The sequence below is a fragment of the Aromatoleum sp. genome, assembly GCF_032027225.1.
In the GTDB taxonomy this organism is placed as follows: Bacteria; Pseudomonadota; Gammaproteobacteria; order Burkholderiales; family Rhodocyclaceae; genus Aromatoleum.
In genome coordinates this window covers 35841-54188 of sequence record NZ_JAVSMM010000010.1, presented here as the reverse complement: position 1 = coordinate 54188, position 18348 = coordinate 35841, and the positions used below count along the sequence as shown (strand labels likewise).

General features: G+C 69.1%; 16 protein-coding genes. 9 read left to right on the top strand and 7 right to left on the bottom strand.

All coding sequences use genetic code 11. The annotated features are described in order from the left end of the window. Nucleotides 1–814 precede the first annotated feature (814 nt). From ROZ37_RS12455 to ROZ37_RS12430, 5 genes are all read left to right on the top strand, one after another. Nucleotides 815–1396: a ferritin-like domain-containing protein gene (locus ROZ37_RS12455; protein WP_312659766.1), complete on the top strand. Its 582-nt coding sequence runs from the start codon at nt 815–817 to the stop codon at nt 1394–1396. Further along, nucleotides 1396–3651: a VTT domain-containing protein gene (locus ROZ37_RS12450; RefSeq protein ID WP_312659763.1), complete on the top strand. Its 2256-nt coding sequence runs from the start codon at nt 1396–1398 to the stop codon at nt 3649–3651. The genes ROZ37_RS12455 and ROZ37_RS12450 overlap by 1 nt, the downstream gene beginning before the upstream one ends. Then, nucleotides 3623–4471: an endonuclease/exonuclease/phosphatase family protein gene (locus tag ROZ37_RS12445; protein ID WP_312659761.1), complete on the top strand. Its 849-nt coding sequence runs from the start codon at nt 3623–3625 to the stop codon at nt 4469–4471. The genes ROZ37_RS12450 and ROZ37_RS12445 overlap by 29 nt, the downstream gene beginning before the upstream one ends. Before the next feature lie 13 nt (nt 4472–4484). After that, nucleotides 4485–4877 carry a ChaB family protein gene (locus tag ROZ37_RS12440; RefSeq protein ID WP_312659759.1) on the top strand — a complete coding sequence of 131 codons (393 nt, stop codon included), beginning with the start codon at nt 4485–4487 and terminating at the stop codon, nt 4875–4877. A gap of 649 nt (nt 4878–5526) precedes the next feature. After that, entirely contained in the window at nt 5527–6363 is an 837-nt protein-coding gene (locus tag ROZ37_RS12430) for a hypothetical protein (RefSeq protein ID WP_312659757.1), read from the top strand. 261 nt (nt 6364–6624) lie between these two features. On the opposite strand, the gene ROZ37_RS12425 is transcribed toward ROZ37_RS12430, so the two are convergent. Then, on the bottom strand, nt 6625–6957 hold the full coding sequence (locus ROZ37_RS12425) for a hypothetical protein (protein ID WP_312659755.1): 333 nt from the start codon (nt 6955–6957) through the stop codon (nt 6625–6627). Nucleotides 6958–7361: 404 nt separating this feature from the next. On the opposite strand from ROZ37_RS12425, the gene ROZ37_RS12420 reads away from it, so the two are divergent. Then, complete coding sequence (locus ROZ37_RS12420; RefSeq protein ID WP_312659897.1) at nt 7362–9146, top strand: thiamine pyrophosphate-requiring protein; 1785 nt, start codon at nt 7362–7364, stop codon at nt 9144–9146. Nucleotides 9147–9274: 128 nt separating this feature from the next. Next, nucleotides 9275–10744 carry an NAD(P)/FAD-dependent oxidoreductase gene (locus ROZ37_RS12415; RefSeq protein WP_312659754.1) on the top strand — a complete coding sequence of 490 codons (1470 nt, stop codon included), beginning with the start codon at nt 9275–9277 and terminating at the stop codon, nt 10742–10744. Between the two features lie 358 nt (nt 10745–11102). Here ROZ37_RS12415 and ROZ37_RS12410 read toward each other — a convergent pair whose 3' ends face one another. Next, nucleotides 11103–11276, bottom strand: a complete 174-nt coding sequence (locus ROZ37_RS12410; RefSeq protein ID WP_312659752.1) for a DUF1328 domain-containing protein — start codon at nt 11274–11276, stop codon at nt 11103–11105. Between the two features lie 311 nt (nt 11277–11587). Continuing rightward, the gene (locus ROZ37_RS12405) at nt 11588–11962 is read right to left on the bottom strand and encodes a BON domain-containing protein (protein WP_312659751.1); all 375 of its coding nucleotides are present in this window, start codon (nt 11960–11962) and stop codon (nt 11588–11590) included. Nucleotides 11963–12155: 193 nt separating this feature from the next. On the opposite strand from ROZ37_RS12405, the gene ROZ37_RS12400 reads away from it, so the two are divergent. Both ROZ37_RS12400 and ROZ37_RS12395 read left to right on the top strand, forming a co-directional pair. Continuing rightward, a complete protein-coding gene (locus tag ROZ37_RS12400) occupies nt 12156–12875 on the top strand; it encodes a hypothetical protein (protein WP_312659749.1) in 720 nt (239 codons plus the stop codon). 122 nt (nt 12876–12997) lie between these two features. Then, nucleotides 12998–14038 carry an AI-2E family transporter gene (locus ROZ37_RS12395; protein ID WP_312659748.1) on the top strand — a complete coding sequence of 347 codons (1041 nt, stop codon included), beginning with the start codon at nt 12998–13000 and terminating at the stop codon, nt 14036–14038. Here ROZ37_RS12395 and ROZ37_RS12390 read toward each other — a convergent pair. Genes ROZ37_RS12390 through coxB form a run of 4 tightly spaced genes read right to left on the bottom strand, consistent with a single transcriptional unit; the run spans nt 13923 to nt 18332 of the window. Next, nucleotides 13923–14750: a cytochrome c oxidase assembly protein gene (locus tag ROZ37_RS12390; protein ID WP_312659746.1), complete on the bottom strand. Its 828-nt coding sequence runs from the start codon at nt 14748–14750 to the stop codon at nt 13923–13925. The genes ROZ37_RS12395 and ROZ37_RS12390 overlap by 116 nt on opposite strands. Before the next feature lie 56 nt (nt 14751–14806). After that, complete coding sequence (locus tag ROZ37_RS12385) at nt 14807–15154, bottom strand: hypothetical protein (RefSeq protein ID WP_312659745.1); 348 nt, start codon at nt 15152–15154, stop codon at nt 14807–14809. Continuing rightward, nucleotides 15151–17670, bottom strand: a complete 2520-nt coding sequence (ctaD, locus tag ROZ37_RS12380; protein WP_312659744.1) for a cytochrome c oxidase subunit I — start codon at nt 17668–17670, stop codon at nt 15151–15153. The genes ROZ37_RS12385 and ctaD overlap by 4 nt, the downstream gene beginning before the upstream one ends. Next, nucleotides 17667–18332 carry a cytochrome c oxidase subunit II gene (coxB, locus tag ROZ37_RS12375; RefSeq protein WP_312659743.1) on the bottom strand — a complete coding sequence of 222 codons (666 nt, stop codon included), beginning with the start codon at nt 18330–18332 and terminating at the stop codon, nt 17667–17669. The genes ctaD and coxB overlap by 4 nt, the downstream gene beginning before the upstream one ends. Nucleotides 18333–18348: the final 16 nt, after the last annotated feature.

Genomic DNA, 18348 nt, shown 5'->3' with positions numbered 1-18348 from the left:
TCCCCGTCCCCCGTCCGTCCCCCGTCCGTCCCCGTCCGTCCCCGTCCGGCCTTACCGTTCCTTACGTCCCTTTACGTCGCCTTCCGCCTTCCGCCTTCCGCCTTCCGCCTTCCGCCTTCCGCCTTCCGCCTTCCGCCTTCCGCCTTCCGCGTCCTTCCGGCCGTCCGCCACCATCCCCCCTTCCGACGCTCTCCGGCCCCGCCCTCTTGCCGCCACCTCCGCCCTTATCCCCCGCCGCTTCCCGCGCGCGTCGCGCTCCGCGGCACGAGGCAGGCACGCCGTTCGCACGTAGGTCGGCGAGGGCTCCGAAAGGAAGAGGATGGCCCGGCACCGAGGCATGCCGCATCTGCTCTGCGGACGCGGTACGAGCCCGGCCGTCCTCCCGCCGTTCGGTCGCCCTTGCATTCTTGTCTCCGTGTATCTCCCCCTTTGCGCCGGCCCCCCGCCGGCGCTTTTTTATCCCTCGCCCTAAGAGGGCGTCGGCGGACGAAACCGCGCCGACAAGGCCGATGAGCGTTCGGGGCGCCACGGCTGCTGCGGTCCGGCATCCCGCGCCCGGTCGCACGGCGTTCGACGGCGCGGAACCCTCGAGATGCGCGGACCGGCTCATCGGGAGCCCGTAATGGCGTTCCTCCGGGCAGCGCCGCAGACCTCCACCGGAAGCCGCGGCGCTCGCGGCCTCCGGCGGAAGAACTTACACGCAAATGTCAAAACTGCAGCCGTATCGGATGCCGCAAGGGAAGCCCCGGTGCGGTCGCGAGCGGCACAGCGCTTGCTGTTGTCCGGGAACCCTATCGTCGGCAAGGAGCCGCTCATGACCATCCAGCCACAGCCGCCACAACCTCCCGTCACGCCGGGTCTGTCCGACGTCCGCACGCTGCGCGAACGGGCGCGGCGCCACATCGAGGAAGGCGCGCTGACGGAGAACTATTCGGCCGACCGCGAGACGATCCTGCGCCTGCTCAATGAAGCGCTCGCGACCGAGATCGTCTGCACGCTGCGCTACAAGCGCCACTACTTCACCGCCAAGGGCCTTGCATCCGCCGGCATCGCCGACGAATTCCTCGAGCACGCGCATGAGGAGGAGGAACACGCGGATCTCTTCGCCGAGCGCATCTCGCAACTCGGCGGCGAGCCGGATTTTTCGCCCGACACGCTGACGACGCGCAGCCACGCCGAGTACATCCCCGGCGAATCGCTGATCGAGATGATCAAGGAAGACCTCGTTGCCGAACGGATCGCGATCGAGAGCTATCGCGAGTCGATCCAGTACATCGGCACGTCGGACCCGACGACGCGGCGGCTGTTCGAGAGCGTGCTCGCGGTCGAGGAAGAACACGCCGACGAGCTGCTGAGCCTGATCCAGCAGATCGGGGACCGCGGCCGGGGAGTCTGATGGGTTCGTCGCTGCAACCGACCGTAACGATCGACCTCGACGAGGGCCACACCGAGGAATGGGTCGGCCGTCCCAGCCTCTTCGAGCCGGGGCGCAACTGCTGCACCGTCGCGAACGCGGGCCGGGTCGCGCTCCTCGTCGACGGCGAAGCGTATTTCCGCGCGTTCATGGATGCGGCCCAGCGCGCGACGCGTTCGATCGTCGTGCTGGCCTGGGACTACAACAGCAACGCGCGGCTGCGTTTCGACGAGGGCCCGGCGAACGGGACGCCGAATCGTCTCGGCGATTTCCTGAACTGGCTCGTAAAGCGCCGCCGCGGCCTCGAGATCCATATCCTGGACTGGGACTATCCGCTGGTGTTCGGCGCCGACCGCGAGCTGCCGCACAGCCTCGGCTTCGGCTGGAAGCCGCATCACCGGGTGCACATCGCATACGACAACACGCACCCGGTCAGCGGATCGCACCACCAGAAGATCGTCGTCATCGACGATGCGATGGCCTTTATCGGCGGCTTCGATCTCACCGAGCGGCGCTGGGACACCTGCGCGCATCGGCCCGACGACGAGCGGCGGATGTGCGGCGAGACCCCCTACCCGCCGTTCCACGACCTGATGATGGCCGTCGACGGCGAAGCCGCGCAGGCGCTGTCCGGCATCGCACGCGCCCGGTGGGAGGCGGCGACCGGCCGCAAGTTGCCACCGATCCCCGCGCTCGCCGGCGATCCGTGGCCGCCGCATCTGCACTGCGACCTCACCGACGTGGACGTCGCGTTCGCGCGCACCCTGCCGGAGTCGACGACCCGCCCCGGTATTCACGAAGTCGAGGCGCTGTACCTCGACATGATCCGGGCGGCAAAACACCGCATCTACGCCGAAAACCAGTATTTCACCGCGTACGGCATCGGCGAGGCGCTCGCGCAGCGGCTCGCCGAACCGGACGGCCCGGAGATCGTCGTCGTCGTCCGGCTGTTCAGCCACGGCTGGCTCGAAGAGCACACGATGCACGTGCTGCGTACGCGCCTGATCCAGCGCCTGCGCGAGGCCGATCGCTACGGCCGTTTCCACATCTACTACCCGCACATCGACGGCCTCGCGGAGAACATCTGCATCGACCTGCATTCGAAGCTGATGATTGTCGACGACGAAATCCTGCGCATCGGTTCGGCGAACCTGTGCAACCGCTCGATGGGCTTCGACAGCGAGTGCGACGCGGCGATCGAGGCGGGCGGCAATCGGCGCGTGGCGGCGGCGATGCGGCACTTCCGCAATCGCCTGCTCGCCGAGCACCTCGACGCCGAGCCGCAGGAGGTCGAAGCGGCGGTGCAGCGCAACGGCACGCTGCACGGCGCGATCGACGAGCTCGCCGGCAAGTGCCGCACGCTGAAGCGGATCGAGCAGCTGCCCGACTGGCCGCAGGCCGTCATCGAGCTCGCGAGCGTCGGCGACCCGAGCGGGCCGGTGCTCGTCGACCAGCTGATCGAGGACTTCAGTCCGGAACTCGAGCACGAGGAAACCGACTACCGCGAGCGGAAAGCCGGCCGGATGGCCCTCGTGCGCCGGGTCGCGGCGAAGATCGGCCTCTTCTTCCTGGTCGTCGGCGCGCTGACCGCGCTGTGGCGCTACACGCCGCTCGCCGAATGGGTCGACGGCGAGGTCGTCACCGCGTGGGCGCGCGAGTTTGCGAACCGCTGGTGGGCGCCGCTCGTGATCCTGCTCGCCTACACGCCCGCGTGCATCGTGATGTTCCCGCGCCCGCTGATCACGCTCGCCGCCGTCGTCGCGTTCGGCCCGTATCTCGGCTTCGCGTACGGGATCTCGGGCATCCTGCTGGCAGCCTTCCTGTCCTACGTCGCCGGCTTGCGGCTGCCGCGCCACCGGGTGCACAGCCTCGCCGGCCACAGCCTGCACCGCGTGATCGACACCTTACGGCGCCGCGGGCTGATCGCGGTCACCGCGCTGCGGCTCGTGCCGCTCGCGCCGTTCGCGATCGAAGGCTTGGTCGCCGCGGCAATCGGCATCCGGCTGTGGCACTTCATGTTCGGCACCTTCCTCGGCATGCTGCCCGGCACGCTCGCGACGACGATCTTCGGCGACCAGCTCGAAGCGGCGCTGCACGACCCCGAGCGGATCGACTACAAGCTGCTCGCCGCGGCGGTGCTGTCGGTGACGCTGCTGACGCTCGCGGTGCGGCGCTGGCTCGTGAAACAGCAAAAGCAACACGTCCCCCATGGCCACACAGACCACCGGGCTCGCTAGCTGGCGCAACCTCGACCAGGTGCTCGGCGCCGATTGCCTGCGAATCGCGTCGTACAACATCCATCGCTGCGTGGGCAGCGACGGACTGATGGACGCCTCACGGGTCGCGCGCGTGATCGCCGAACTGAACTGCGACACTGTCGGACTGCAGGAAGTCGACAACCGGCCCGAAGGCGGACACGACTCGATGCAGCTCGACTTCATCGCCGCGGTGACCGGAATGACCCCGATCGCGGGCCACACGATCATCCGGCACGAAGGGCACTACGGCAACGCGCTGCTCACCCGCCGGCCCATTCTGTCGGTGCAGCAGCACGACCTCAGCTATCGCAGCCGTGAACCCCGCGGGGCGCTCGACGTCGCGCTCGACGTCGAAGACGAGATCGTGCGCGTGATCGTGATGCACCTCGGCCTGATGCCCGCCGAACGCCGCTACCAGGTGCAGAAGATGCTCACGCTGCTGCGGGATCTCCCAGTCGAGCAGACGGTCGTCGTCCTCGGCGACATCAACGAATGGCTGCCGCTCGGCCGGCCGCTGCGATGGCTGCACGGCATCTTCGGACACGCTCCGGCCGAGCGCTCGTTCCCGGCGCGGCTGCCGCTGTTCGCGCTCGACCGCGTCTGGGTCCGGCCGCGCCACAACCTGCTCGCGTTCGAAACGCACCGCAGCGCCGACTCGCGCATCGCCTCCGACCACCTGCCGGTGAAGGCGATCATCGCCGCCGGACCGCACCCGACGCCGCATCAGCGCGCCGTGCACGACGTGATTGCGCACCCCGCCGCGCAACGCCGCGCCGCCGAACAACCTGCGGAAATCTGAGGCCGCCACCACCATGCCCAGACGCCAGCAAGACAATCTGCCCGGAACCCTGAAGCGCTCGCCGACGAAGGCGCAGCGCACCTACGCGAAAGTGCTCGAAAGCGCCGAAAAGGAATACGGCCCCGGCGAGCGCGCGAGTCGCACGGCGATCGCCGCGCTCAAGCACAGCTTCGAAAAGGTCGGCGACCACTGGGAAGCGAAAGCCCACCCGGGCCCGTCCGACCCCCGCGCGCTGCAATCGACCGCCGACAAGCGCCGCGGCAAGGGCGAAACCTTCGGCGGCGTCGACGTCCTCGGCCACACCCGCCAGGAACTCTACGAGCGCGCGAAGCAACTCGGCATCCGCGGCCGCTCGACGATGAGCAAGGAAGACCTCGCGCGGGCGATCAGCAAGAAGCAGGACTGAACCGACCACCGCGTGGGCGCCCACCTCGGTCGCGTGCGCACCGACCGCCGATGCCGCTTTTGCCCGCGCCTCGTCGATCGCTGCCCTCGCCTGCCGGCCGTATTCGTGACGGCTCATGCGTTGCCGAACCGGCTGTGGAGCCAGGCTGCGCGCCGGCCTTCGCCTGCGGCACGCGCCGCCCGACGGCCGCCCCGCCAACGCAGGGCTGACCCGTAGAGTGAGTGGACCGAGCGCCGCCACGTCCAACGTTCACGGTTTCCGGAAGCTCCAGTGCCGGCCTTTCCCGGGGGTACACGTCGATCCACACACGATCCGCCGCCCGGCCAATCCAGGGCTGCGCTCCCCGTCCGAAAAGGGGCCGCGCGAGGCGGAATCGGGAGAACGCGTACTTTTTTCGGCAGCGTGCAAATCTTTCCCCACCGCCCTGCGCGGACCGGAAGATTCAAGCGTCCCCCCCTTCTCTCGATCCCGCGGCCCTCGCGGGATGCGGCCAGACACATCCGTCCCGCCGCTCCGCTGGCCCCGATGTTGCTATGCAACAGTGCCCCACGAGGGCTTTCCGAGGGCGCAACAAGAGACTTGCGACGAAACCCGGATCGGCCGGGAAGCAGTCTTTTTTGCTTTTTCAAATCTCGACAGGAGTAGAACGATGGCACAAGGACGACAACCCGTGGAACGCACGACCGAACACGACACGCGCGGGACGGAACGGGCAGCGGACGAAGTTCGCAACCGGACCCAGGGCGAAGTCCAGGAACGTCCCGAGCAAGGGCGCCAAGCTGCACCACGGACACAGAGCAATCAGGGTGCTCAAGCAAATCAGGGCAACCAGCGCCAATCCGGTCCGAACCAGGGCCGGCAGACGCTGGGCATCAACCTGACGGCAACGGCGTTACGCAATCTCGGCCAGCTGTATGACATGCAGGCGGCCACCGCCCGCGTCGTGATGCGAGCGCAGGCGCGGGCGTACTCGGCCTGGGGCCTGCCGGATTACTCGCGCATGTTCGAAATTGCCGACGACCGCACGATGCGGATCTTCTCGACCGCGACGGAAACGATGCTGCAGTCGGCCGATCACGCGGGTCGGACCAACGGCGAGATCCAGCAACACCTTGGACGCCTTTGGGAGCAGCAGGCGATGGACATCACCGAAACCTGGCGCCAGGGCCTCGAGGAGCTGCAGGCGCAAGGGTCCGAGAGCCTCAACGAGCTCAAGGAGCTGGTGCGCCAGCAGGCCGACGAAATGGCGATGGCGACCGAGTCCCTAACCGACGTCACGCGCGAAACCCTGCGCGAAGGCGGCGAGCAGTTCCGCGCGACGGTCCGCCAGGGCTTCGAGCGCAGCCGCGAGGTCATCGACCGCCAGACCGAAGCAGCCCGTCGTGAGGCGGAACGCGTCGGCGAGGCGACGCGGCAAGCCGGCGAGGAAATGCGCGGCGCGGTAGCGGAAGGCGCGGATCGTGCCCATTCGAACCGGGCGGCGTAAGGTCCCCCCGGACCGCGGCTCCGCGGAAAATCGCGGACTCGGCGGTCCGGTGCACAAAAGCCCGATCACACCGGAGCCGAGAGCACTGGCTCCGCTGTGATCGGGCAGGCGCTTCCGCTATCCCGGCGTTTGGTACGTCTTGCGGTCGGGTTGTAGCGCCCGACAACGCGGACCAGGTTCCCGGAGGCGTAGGCCGACGCCCGCGACGTCGAGCCGCGGCACTTTGAGGAGGATTCGAATCTCGGGTGTCGGCTCGGACGATCAGCTCGCCGGCCGCCGCAGGCGTCGGGCTTCGAAGACCGCGGAAGGGACGACGACGCTCTGGCGTCGTTTTTTTTGCTGCGCCGCCGCTGTCGGCGCGCCGAATCCGACGGACGCAAGCGCCCACCATAGTGACAGCGACGTGAATGGGCCGGACCAGACGGACGCGGATGCGAGGAAGGAGACTTCGGGGGCGTCGCGCGCAAGCCACGATTCGCCGGCGCGGAAGATCACGGTCACTTCCTCGTTCGGCACACCCGCCGACGCGAGCCTCTCCATCGCGGGCTGCACTTCCTCGGCATGGCTGACGAGACAGTAAACAGAACAGGGCATGACAGTCCTCGAGGCTCTCGCCCGGAGCATCCGGGCCGCAGTGTCGACGCGTGGGCGGCTGGGCGCCTCCCGCTCTCCGCCGGGCGCCTTTCGGCGATCCGCCACGATTCGCGACTTTTTCACAGTGGAATGAAAGCAGGAATCGAGCCGCGTCGCTCCCCAACGTGCAGCGCGAGGATGACGATTCCCTCCAAAAGATCACAACCATCAGGCACCGCAAGGGTTTGAGCCCGATCGGGGGCGGTGCCCGGTTGCAGGCTCGACCTCGGCAGGACTTACGCCACACTTGTCGCATTTCCGTCACACTGCGTGGCACTTTGAAAAATTTTCCCGCGCCGGAGGCAGGAATGGTGTTTGCCCCGTCACCGCAATGCACTGCGACGATGGGGGTAACAACGGTGACGATGACTGTCGGAGACTTCCTGCTCGACCGACTCGCCAGCTGGGGCGTACAGCGCATCTACGGCTTTCCGGGCGACGGCATCAACGGGACCATGGGCGCGTTCGGGCGCCTGAATGGGCGCATTGACTTCGTCCAGGCGCGGCACGAGGAGCTCGCGGCCTTCATGGCCTGCGCGCACGCGAAGTTCACCGGCGAAGTCGGCGTCTGTCTCGCGACCTCCGGTCCCGGTGCGATCCATCTGCTCAACGGGCTGTACGACGCGAAGCTCGACCACCAGCCGGTCGTCGCGATCGTCGGTCAGCAGGCGCGCACGGCGCTCGGCGGCGATTACCAGCAGGAAGTCGATCTGCTGTCGCTGTTCAAGGACGTCGCGCACGAGTACGTCCATATGGCGACGACGCCCGAGCAGGTGCGACACCTCGTCGACCGCGCGATGCGCATCGCGCGCGACCGTCGCACCGTCACCTGCATCATCTTCCCGAACGACATCCAGGACATGCCGGCCGCCGAACCGCCGCGCCAGCACGGCACCGTACATACCAGCATCGGCTACCCGTCGCTGCGCAGCGTGCCGCCGCCCGACGAGCTCGGCCGCGCGGCGCAGATCCTGAACCGCGGCGAGCGCATCGCGATGCTGGTCGGCGCCGGCGCGCTGAAGGCGACCGACGAGGTTATCGAAGTGGCCGAGCTGCTCGGCGCCGGCATCGCGAAGGCGCTGCTCGGCAAGGCGGCGGTGCCCGACGATCTGCCCTTCGTGACCGGCTCGATCGGGCTGCTCGGCACGAAGCCGAGCTGGGACCTGATGGAGCGCTGCGACACGCTGCTGATCGTCGGCTCGGGCTTCCCGTACTCCGAATTCCTGCCGCGCGAAGGCCAGGCGCACGCGGTGCAGATCGACATCGACGGCCGCATGCTCGGCCTGCGCTACCCGGTCGAGCTCGGGCTGATCGGCGACAGCAAGGCGACGCTCGCGGCGCTGATCCCGCTGCTGGTGCGCAAGGAGCAGCGCGGCTGGCGCGAGGTCATCGAGAGCGGCGTCGATCGCTGGTGGCGCGTGCTCGAGAGCCGCGCGATGAACCGCGCCGATCCGATCAACCCGCAGCAGGTGTTCTGGGAGCTGTCGCCGCGGCTGCCGGCCGATTGCATCCTGACCTGCGACTCGGGCTCGGCGGCGAACTGGTATGCGCGCGACCTGAAGATCCGCCGCGGGATGATGGCGTCGCTGTCTGGCGGGCTCGCGACGATGGGTCCGGCGATGCCTTACGCGGTCGCGGCGAAGTTCGCACACCCGGGCCGCCCGGTGATAGCGCTGCTCGGCGACGGTGCGATGCAGATGATCGGCATCAACTCGCTGATCACGGTCGCGCGCGAATGGCAGCGCTGGCGCGACCCGCGGCTCGTAGTCATGGTGCTGAACAACGGCGACCTGAACCAGGTGACCTGGGAGCAGCGCGCGATGGAAGGCGACCCGAAGTTCTCGACCGCGCAGGACGTTCCGGACTTCCCGTACGCCGAGTACGCCCGGATGCTCGGCCTGGGGGGAATCCGCGTCGCCGATCCGGCCGAAGTCGGGCGCGCGTGGGACGCTGCGCTCGCCGCCGACCGGCCGACGGTGCTGGAAATGGTCACCGACCCGAACGTGCCGCCGCTGCCGCCGCACATCACCACGAAGCAGGCGCGCGCGTACCTGTCGGCGATGCTTCACGGCGACCCCGACGCGGCGAAAGTGGTCATCGCGTCGGTGAAGGAAAGCTGGGACAGCCTGTTCCCGGTCGGGAACGGGTAAGCGCGGAACCGGTTCAGACGTTAACGGCCGCCTGCGGCGCTGCCGGGCCGCGCGAGCCCGGCACGGGAACACCGAAGCCGCGGGCTCGCGCGCGGCCCCGCCAGGACTTGCGAAAGGGAGCATTTTCGATGCAAACGGAATTCATGAACTGCGGCACGATCCCCCTGCTCCGCGAGCCGCGCCAGCCGTCGGCGCCGCTGATGCACTTTCTCGGCACCCCCGGCGACCACAACCTGCCGGAGGACGAGGAGCGCGACGGCAAGGCGACGTCAGACCTCGCACCCGCCGGCGCGACCGCGAGCGAGACGCTGCCCCGCATCCTGATCGTCGGCGGCGGCGCCGGCGGGCTCGAGCTGGCCGCGCGCCTCGGCAACACCGCCGGGCGCCGCCGCGAAGCCGAGATCGTGCTCGTCGACGTCGTCGCGACCCACCTTTGGAAGCCGCTGCTGCACGAAGTCGCCGCCGGCACGCTCGCGCCGCGCGACAACGAGCTCGACTTCCTGCAACAGGCGCGGCAGCACCATTTCCGCTTTCATCTGGGCCGGCTGCAGGATGTCGACCGGCGCGCGAAGCAGATCTGGCTCGCGCCGCTCGTCGATGACGACGGCCTCGAAATCGCGCCGCGGCGACCGCTGTCGTACGACACGCTGGTCATCGCGATCGGCGGCACCGACAACGACTTCGGCACGCCGGGCGTGCGCGAACATGCGATCTCGCTGAACAGCCCCGCGGAAGCCGAGCATTTCCACCGCCGCCTGCTGTCGCTGTGCACCCGCGCCGAGCTGACGACCGGGGCGCCGGTGAACATCGTCATCGTCGGCGGCGGCGCAACCGGCGTCGAACTCGCTGCCGAACTGACCGAGGCCGTCGAGGAGATCGCGTCCTACGGCTCGCAGCTGCAGCAAATGAAGCGGCCGGTGCGGATCTGCGTCGTCGAAGCCGGCAAGCGGCTGCTCGGCGGACTGCCGCAGGAGCTCGCGGAGCGCGTCCACGACGACCTCGTCGGCCGCGGCGTGGACCTGCGTGTCAATCACAGCGTCGCGAAAGTCGAACGCGGCCGCGTCATCCTGCGCAACGGCGACGTGATCGGCGCGGACGTGACGGTGTGGGCCGCCGGGGTGCAGGGGCCGGAAGTGCTGAACGGCCTCGGCGGGCTCGAGACCAACCGGCAGCGCCAGCTCGTCGTGCGCCCCACGCTGCAGACGACGCGCGACGCCGACATCTTCGCGATCGGCGACTGCGCGAGCTTCACGCCCGAAGGCGGCAAACCCGTCCCGCCGAAAGCCCAGGTCGCGCAGCAGGAAGCGAAGCTCCTCGCCCGCTCGCTGCGCCGCCGCCTGGCCGGCAAGCCGCCGATCGAATTCAGCTACAAGGAGCGCGGCGCGCTGATTCCGCTCGGCCAGGATGAGGCCGTCGGCAGCCTGAACACCCCCGGGAGCGGCAAGCGCCTGCGGGTTGGCGGCAACCTCGCGCGCTTCAGCTACTGGGCGCTGTACCACCGCCACCTCGCAGTCCTGCTCGGAGGCCTGCGCACGGTGCTGATCACCGTCGGCCAGTGGCTGACCCATCGCTCGCAGCCGCGTGTGAAGCTGCATTGACCCGGAGCTCGCGCCGGGCGGCCGAGGCGTGGGTCGGCGCCGCCGAAGCGATGTCCGACCCACCGCGACTGCCGCTCACCACCGCATCGGCTGTCGCCTTTGACGCACGCCCGCCTGCACCGAGTCTGTCGATGACAACAAACCTCTGCACAGGAGCAGACTGAGCGCATCGACCTCCGACACCCGCGGCTTGCCGCCGCCGTGTCGGCCTTCTCCGGCGGCTGACGCCGGCCCGCGCCGGACACTCCCGACCGAGCAGCGGAACTCATTCACGGGACAAGCAGCAAGCCCGGTAGCAGCCCGAAGACGACGATGAACAGCGCGAGTCCGACGAAGAACAGGAAGTCGGACATCGCCGCTAGAACACCAGCACGCCGAGCATCACGCCGAACACGAGGACGATCAGGAAGATCGCGAGCGCGATGAAGAACAGCACCTTCGCGATGCCGCGCGCGCCGGACGCGACGCCTGTAAAACCGAAAATTCCGGCGATCACGGAAATGACGAAAAAGATGATTGCCCACTTGAGCATAGTTTCGACTCCTGTTGCGTGAACGACCGGTGAAATCGGGAGGAATTACCTCAGGGTGGAAGTTTTTCAATGCGCGCCGGCCGACCCTGCATCATCAACGCGCGGCTCCCGGCACAAACGCGGAGCCCTGCCCGTCCCTCGGCGGCCGTGCATTCCGAACTGCCGCGTAAGCGATTTTCGGTGACTCCACTTGCGCAAGCATCACTTCCATGACCGCCACTTCGTCACTTCCGTAGCACGTGCGTGACGTCACTTTCGTAACACTTCGGTGACCGTCACCTCCGTACCCGCCATTTCCGTGACCACCTCGGTCACTTCCGCGGCGGCCGGACCTTCATGTCGTTCTTGACGTCGCGCACGCCGTCGATCTGTCGGACCGCGATCATCGCCTCCTCGTTCGCCGACTGCGTCGCGACGAAGCCGGTGATGTGGACCATGCCGTTCTGCGTTTCGACCTTGATGTCGGCCGGTTCGATCCCGTTCACGTTCGCGAGCGCCGTCGTCACGCGCGCGTTGATGATCGTATCGTTGATGTACTCGCCGGACCGTCCGGCGTCGCGATGCACCTGGCCCTGGGGCTGCCCCTCGCTCGGACCGCCACCTTCCGCAGCATTCAGTTGGAATGGAAGAACCAGCGCCGTCGCGCCTGTCACCAGCGTCGCGAGCAGGAATCGCCGTGTGTTCATGCTGCACCTCCTGTCGATCGTCGAAGAATGCCGCCTGCGCGCCTCGCGAGGCGTCCCCACGGCATAAGTGCGGCCCGTCCCTGCCGGACTCGCGGCATTCCGCGAGCAAGACACGTTCCCGTGGACGCCCTAGAGCCTGGGCACGGCGCTTGCAGCGCGGATACCCGATCGGGGTCGAATGGGAGACGTTGTCATGAACGCATTGTCCGCTACGAGCGTCGCCGGTGCGACGGCAGCCGCCGCGTTCGCGGGCGCCATCGCCGTCGCCATGTTGTCCCGCTCCGCGGCACTGCCCGCGTCGCATCTGCTGCCGATCGCACCGTCGGCCGAGGCTGTCGTCCGCGTGGCGCCGATGCTGCACGACTGCGCGCCGTTTGCGCCTGTCAGTCCCGACGGCGGCGCCGGCAGCGGAGTCGTGCTGCTTGCAGGCAACGACGCGTCGCCGCCGCCGAATAACGCAGCGCCGAACAACGCGGCGCCGGACGAGCCGACCGACGGGATCGATCGGCACGACGGCGGCTGCGATCTCGATGGCGAACTCGGCCCGGGCTCCCCCCGAGACATCGGCGGCCTCGGCTCGGGCTGGATCATCAGCGCGGACGGCGTGATGCGCATGAACCCCTACAGTCTCTCCGACACGCATTCGATCACGGTGCGTCCCGCCGAGCCGCTGCGGGAATTCAAGGGCCGGGTGATCGGCCTCGGTCGCGGCGGCGCGGTGCCGCAGGCCGCGCAGCCTTCGCCGGAAACAAAAGAGCGCCGGCCGCTGCTCGTCGTCCGCATCGAGCGTGCGGCCGACCAGGGCACGAGTTCTGTCGCCGGCCCGGCGGACACGGGCGGGCGCCCAGCCGGTTCGGCGGCTTTCACCGCCGCGCTGGTCGATCCCTCCCTCACGCGACGAGATCGGGCTTGATCGCGCGCCCTGCTCCCCAGCCCCGCCCGCGGCGGTCCGCCCGCGGGCGCGACGCCCGTTCTCAAGCCGGCAAACGGAAGTCCGACGACGACGCGCAACGCCACCGGCGCTCCCTCGCCACGATGGCGACGGTATTCCTGCTGATCGCGATCGGCCTCCTCGTCTGGGCGTTCGCGAACGTGCTGCTCGTGATCTTCGCCGGCGGCCTCTTCGCCGCGTTCCTGACCGGCCTGTCGGGCAGCGTCCAGCGTCACCTCGGTCTCGGTGAAAAGACCTCGTATGCGGTCGTCGTCGCGACGGTCGCGGCGATCCTCGGGTTCGGCGGCTACTTCCTCGGCTCCGAGCTCGCGACGCAGTTCGACGCACTCGGTCCGCGGATGCACCAGGCATGGGAAAAGATGCTCGACGAGGTATACCGCTACGAGTGGGGCCGCATCGTGTTCTCGGAGACCAACCTGCGCGCGCTGCTCCCGGAGGACAACAAGTGGGTCGAGCGCGTCACCGGCGCGTTCTCGATGACGATCGGCGCGATCGCCGGCCTCCTGATCGCGATCTTCATCGGCCTGTACGGCGCGGCGACGCCGCACGTCTATCGTCGCGGCTTCCTGCTGCTGCTGCCGCCCGAAGAGCGGCCCCGTACGGGCGCGGTGCTCAACGCGATCGGCACGACGATGCGCTGGTGGCTGATCGGCACGTTCGCGCGGATGAGCGTCGTCGGCCTGCTCGTCACCTTCGGTCTGTGGCTGATGGATATCCCGCTCGCGCTCGCACTCGGCCTGATCGCGTTCGTGCTGGACTTCGTCCCGTACTTCGGCCCGGTCCTCGCGTTCCTCCCGGCGCTGCTCGTCGGGATGACCGGCGGGACGAGCGAAGTGTTTTCGGTGCTGCTGCTGTACCTAGCGGTTCAATCCGCGGAGAACTACGTCGTGACGCCGCTGATCGACCAGTACAGCGTGAGCCTGCCGCCCGCGCTGACGATCAGCGCGCAGGTGCTCCTCGGCGCGATGCTCGGCGCGCTCGGCGTGATCTTCGCGACGCCGCTGACCGCTATCGCCCTGGTGATGGTGCAGACGCTGCGCGCGGACGAGGAGACGCTGCCAGCAATCGCCACACGACCCATACCCCCGCTGCCAGATAAAAACCGCCCCCCGGCACCCACATGACGAGGCCCGCGAGCTGCTGGTTCTGCAGCCCCGCTTCCCCGTAGAGCGGCACCCGCGCGAAGCTGAGCAGCGCGCCGAGAAGTCCCGTGTGCATCAGCGTCAGCAGCAACGCGAGCAGCGCTTGCGGCAGGCGCTCGCGTCCGGCGTGCAGCACCGCCCACCAGAACAGCCAGCCGCTCGCGACGAAGCTCGCATGCTCCAGCCAGTGCCACCACCCGTTGTCGAGCGCGAACCGGTACGGCCCCGGCGCATGCCACAGCCAGATCGCAACGCCATGCACGACCGCCATCGCGAGCGGCCGCTGCCCGCAGGCGGCGAGCGCGTTCCACCCCCATCGCCAGCGGTCAGACAGCGCCGCGCGGAACTGCGGCAGCGCACCGGCGAGCGCGCCGAGCGGCGCGACGACGACGATCAGCAGCATGTGCTGCACCATGTGCAGTCCGCTGTTCGTCTCCGCCCAGCGGTCGAGCGGGCCGAACACCGCGGCGAGCGTCAGCAGCATCGCCGCGTGGAAGGCCGCCTGCGCCGCGCGCGGCGCGGAGACGCGACGCAGGCCGCGCAGGTACGACGCCCACCCGAACGCGAGCACGAGCGCGCCGAACAGCGCCGGCGCCAGCGCCGCGAAACTCGCATCGGCGAGAGCCCCGGCTTCGTGCGCGGACGCGGCGCCGGCGACCGCCAAGAGCGCGGCCGCCAAAAGTCGGCGCGGCATGAGCCGCTTCGCACCGAGAGACTTCACATCGCGCAACATGCACATGGTCCGACCCCTCAAACGCACGGCGGCAGCCCCAGCAGCGGCACGCCGATGAACAGCGTCGCCGCGAGCGCGATCAGATGGACGGCCGCGCCGACGCGCGCGACGAAGCGATCGCGCGGCGGACGCTCCGGTTCGCGGCGCAGCGCCCGCAGGCAGGCGGACGCGGACAGCGCGAGCAGCCCCGCGGTCGCGAGCGTGAAGACGCCGAAGCCGACGTTGAGCAGCGGTGCGCCCTCGCCCGGCGCGGGTCGCGCGACCTCGCATGCGACCGCGAGGCCGGCGTAGAGCGCGACGAACCAGACGCTCCAGACGACGAGGCCGAGCGGAATCTGCAGCGGATGGAACGGCGACGGCTTCATGCGGCACCCCACGCCGCCGGAAACAGCACCAGCGCCGCGTAACTGCTCCAGCCGACCGCGGCGGCGTAATACCAGAGCCGCGCGACGACAAGCAGTTCATATGGCATCCCCGCACCGACATAGCCCGCGCGCAGGCGCCCCACCTGCAGCGCGGTCGCGAGGGCGGCGAGCGCGCAGTGGAACAGGCTGTAGCCGAGGATGAACACGACCAGCGCGTCGTGCGCGGTAGCCGTCGGCGCAAGCCGCGGGTCGAGCAAGGCGTAGCCCAGCAGTCCGGCCGAGGCCAGACCGAGCGCCGTGATGGCGACAAAGCCTCCGACGGCTCCAGCGCCTATCCCGCGGGCGAGGCGCAGCACGATTTGTCGCAGCGCGAACGACGCAACGGTCAGCAGCACGGTGCTCGCGAGCAGCAGCCCGCCCCCGCGCGCCGCCCCGCTCGCGGGGATCTGCCACGCCGGCGCAACCGTCCACAGGTAGAACCAGCTGAACAGCAGCGACAGGTAGAGCGCGCCGTTGGCGAGCAGCGTCAGGTTCATGCCCCACAGGCCCGGGCCGTCGCGGGTCCGCGAATGCAGCGGCGGATGGTCGGGCGGGGTCGTCGCATCGGGGGCCGCGCAAGGATGGGCGCCGTTCTCCCACGACCAGCGCAGCACGCCGGCCGTCGCCGCGAGCGCGAACGCCACGGCGAGGAGGTAAATCTTCGCGAGCAGGCCGATGCAGACCACGGCGAGCAGCACCGCGACGACGAACGGCAGCAAGGTGTTGCCGGGCAGGTGGATGATCTCGCGCACCCGCCCTGAGAGCGGCTCGACGCCCCAGGTCTCGCGCCGCCCGTGCGCTATTCCGGGCAAGCCGTGACGGCCATGCGCGATCTCGTCGGCGAGGCCGTCGCGCTCCCACAGCGGATGGCGCGAATCGATCTGCGGCAGGCTCGCGAAGTTGTACGGACCCGGCGGCAGCGAGGTCGCCCATTCGAGCGTGTCGGCGTGCCACGGATTCGCGGTCGCGCGGCGGCCGAAGCGGAAATGCAGCGCGATGTCGATAAGCACCGTCGCGACGCCGATCGCCATCACGAAGCTTCCGATCGACGACACGAGGTTCGGCAGGTCCCAGCCCAGCCCTTCCTCGTACGTATAGACGCGGCGCGGCATCCCGAGGAGCCCGGTCCAGTGCATCACCAGGAAGGTCAGGTTGAAGCCGACGAACACCAGCCAGAACCCGTAGCGGCCGAGCCGCGCCGACGGCATCCGCCCGGAGAAATGGGGCAGCCAGTAATACACGCCGGCGACGAGCGGGAAGAACATGCCGCCGACGAGCACGTAATGCAGATGCGCGACGACGAACTGCGTGTCGTGCACCTGCCAGTTGAACGGCACCAGCGCGAGCATCACGCCGGTGAGGCCGCCGGCGACGAACACGAACAGGAAGCCCGCGAGCCACAGCATCGGCACTTTCCACAGCGGCCGCCCGAGCCACAGCGTCGCGAGCCACGCGAACACCTGCACGCCGGTCGGCACCGCGACGAGCATGCTCGCCGCGGAGAAGAACGCCTGCGCGAGCTGCGGGATACCGACCGTGAACATGTGGTGCACCCACAGCGCGAAGCTGATGAAGCCGGTCGCGAGCACCGCGAGCACGACCGGCGTGTAGGCGACGAGCGGCCGCTGCGCGAACACCGGCAGCAGCGTCGACACGATTCCCGCCGCGGGCAGGAAGATGATGTAGACCTCGGGGTGGCCGAACAGCCAGAAGAGGTGCTGCCACAGCACCGGATCGCCGCCGCGGGCGACGTCGAAGAACGCGAAGTCCGCGGCGCGCTCGAGTTCGAGCAGGATGCTGCCGAGGATCAGCGGCGGAAAGCCGACGACGATCATCATCGCCATCACGAGGATGTACCACGCGTAGAGCGGCATGCGGTCGAGCGACATCCCGGGCGCGCGCGTGCGCAGAATCGCGACGACGAGCTCGACGCCCGCCGACACCGCCGAGATCTCCGCGAAGGTGATCCCGATCAGCCAGAAATCGGGGTTCGGACCGGGCGAATGCGGCACCGACGACAGCGGCGTGTACATGAACCAACCGGTGTCCGGCGCGACGCCGAGCACGACGCTCGACATCAGGATCAGCCCGCCGAAGAGATAGCACCAGTAGCCGAACGCCGACAGCCGCGGATAGACGAGGTCGCGCGCACCGAGCATTTTCGGCAGCAGGTACACCGCGAGCCCTTCCATGATCGGCACCGCGAACAGGAACATCATCACCGTGCCATGCATCGTGAAGGCCTGGTTGTAGAGCTCCGGCGTCAGCACGTCGAGCCCGGGCAGCGCGAGCTGCGCGCGCACGAGCATCGCGAAGAGGCCGCCGACGAGGAAGAACGCGATCCCGGTCAGCATGAAACGCAGGCCGATCGTCGTGTGGTTGACGACCGTCAGCGCGCGCCAGCCCGGCGGCGTCCCCCACACCTCGTCGAAGTCGGCGTGGATGCGGTCGGCCTCGGGCGTACGCGGGCGCGTCATCGGGAAGCCGCCTCCAGCCAGCCGGCGAACTCGCCCGCTTCCATCGCGGTGACGCGCAGCACCATCAGCGCATGGCGCGTGCCGCAGAACTCCGCACACTGGCCGCGATACTCGCCCGCCGCGTCGGCCTGCAGGCGCACGACGTTGGTCCGGCCGGGAATCGCGTCGATCTTGCCGCCGAGCCGCGGCACCCAGAACGAATGGATCACGTCGAGGCTCTGCACATGCACGTCCACCGGCCGTCCGGCCGGCAGCCGCAGCTCGTTGATCAGCGCCGCGCCGCCGCCGTAACGGACTTCCCAGCGCCACTGGCGCGCGGTCACGTCGATGCGCAGCGGCGCCTCGCCCGCGCGCGGAAGCGGCAGCATCCGGCGTCCCGCGGCGATGCCGAACACGAGCAGCACGACGATGCACGAGGACGGCAGCAGCACGCCGCCGAGCACGATCCAGCGGCGCACGACCCGCTTCTCGCGCGCGTCCTCCAGCGTCGGCGGCCGCCGCCCCATCCCGACGATCCACGTCGCGGTGACGCCGAGCAGCACGACGACGGCGACGGCGAACATCCCCCACCACAGGCCGGCCGCGTCGCACGCCGCCGGCCCCGCCGGGTCGAGGATCGACTGCGGCCCGGCACACGCGCCGAGCGCGGGAACTGCGACCACGAGGGCGGTCCACACC

Coding starts and splice junctions, on each gene's coding strand:
- ROZ37_RS12440 (WP_312659759.1), top strand. CDS start 4,485: ATGCCCAGACGCCAGCAAGACAATCTGCCCGGAACCCTGAAGCGCTCG.
- ROZ37_RS12385 (WP_312659745.1), bottom strand. CDS start 15,154: ATGAAGCCGTCGCCGTTCCATCCGCTGCAGATTCCGCTCGGCCTCGTC.
- ROZ37_RS12425 (WP_312659755.1), bottom strand. CDS start 6,957: ATGCCCTGTTCTGTTTACTGTCTCGTCAGCCATGCCGAGGAAGTGCAG.
- ctaD (WP_312659744.1), bottom strand. CDS start 17,670: ATGACGCGCCCGCGTACGCCCGAGGCCGACCGCATCCACGCCGACTTC.
- ROZ37_RS12405 (WP_312659751.1), bottom strand. CDS start 11,962: ATGAACACACGGCGATTCCTGCTCGCGACGCTGGTGACAGGCGCGACG.
- ROZ37_RS12445 (WP_312659761.1), top strand. CDS start 3,623: ATGGCCACACAGACCACCGGGCTCGCTAGCTGGCGCAACCTCGACCAG.
- ROZ37_RS12395 (WP_312659748.1), top strand. CDS start 12,998: ATGGCGACGGTATTCCTGCTGATCGCGATCGGCCTCCTCGTCTGGGCG.
- ROZ37_RS12400 (WP_312659749.1), top strand. CDS start 12,156: ATGAACGCATTGTCCGCTACGAGCGTCGCCGGTGCGACGGCAGCCGCC.
- ROZ37_RS12455 (WP_312659766.1), top strand. CDS start 815: ATGACCATCCAGCCACAGCCGCCACAACCTCCCGTCACGCCGGGTCTG.
- ROZ37_RS12390 (WP_312659746.1), bottom strand. CDS start 14,750: ATGCCGCGCCGACTTTTGGCGGCCGCGCTCTTGGCGGTCGCCGGCGCC.
- ROZ37_RS12420 (WP_312659897.1), top strand. CDS start 7,362: ATGACTGTCGGAGACTTCCTGCTCGACCGACTCGCCAGCTGGGGCGTA.
- ROZ37_RS12430 (WP_312659757.1), top strand. CDS start 5,527: ATGGCACAAGGACGACAACCCGTGGAACGCACGACCGAACACGACACG.
- ROZ37_RS12410 (WP_312659752.1), bottom strand. CDS start 11,276: ATGCTCAAGTGGGCAATCATCTTTTTCGTCATTTCCGTGATCGCCGGA.
- ROZ37_RS12450 (WP_312659763.1), top strand. CDS start 1,396: ATGGGTTCGTCGCTGCAACCGACCGTAACGATCGACCTCGACGAGGGC.
- ROZ37_RS12415 (WP_312659754.1), top strand. CDS start 9,275: ATGCAAACGGAATTCATGAACTGCGGCACGATCCCCCTGCTCCGCGAG.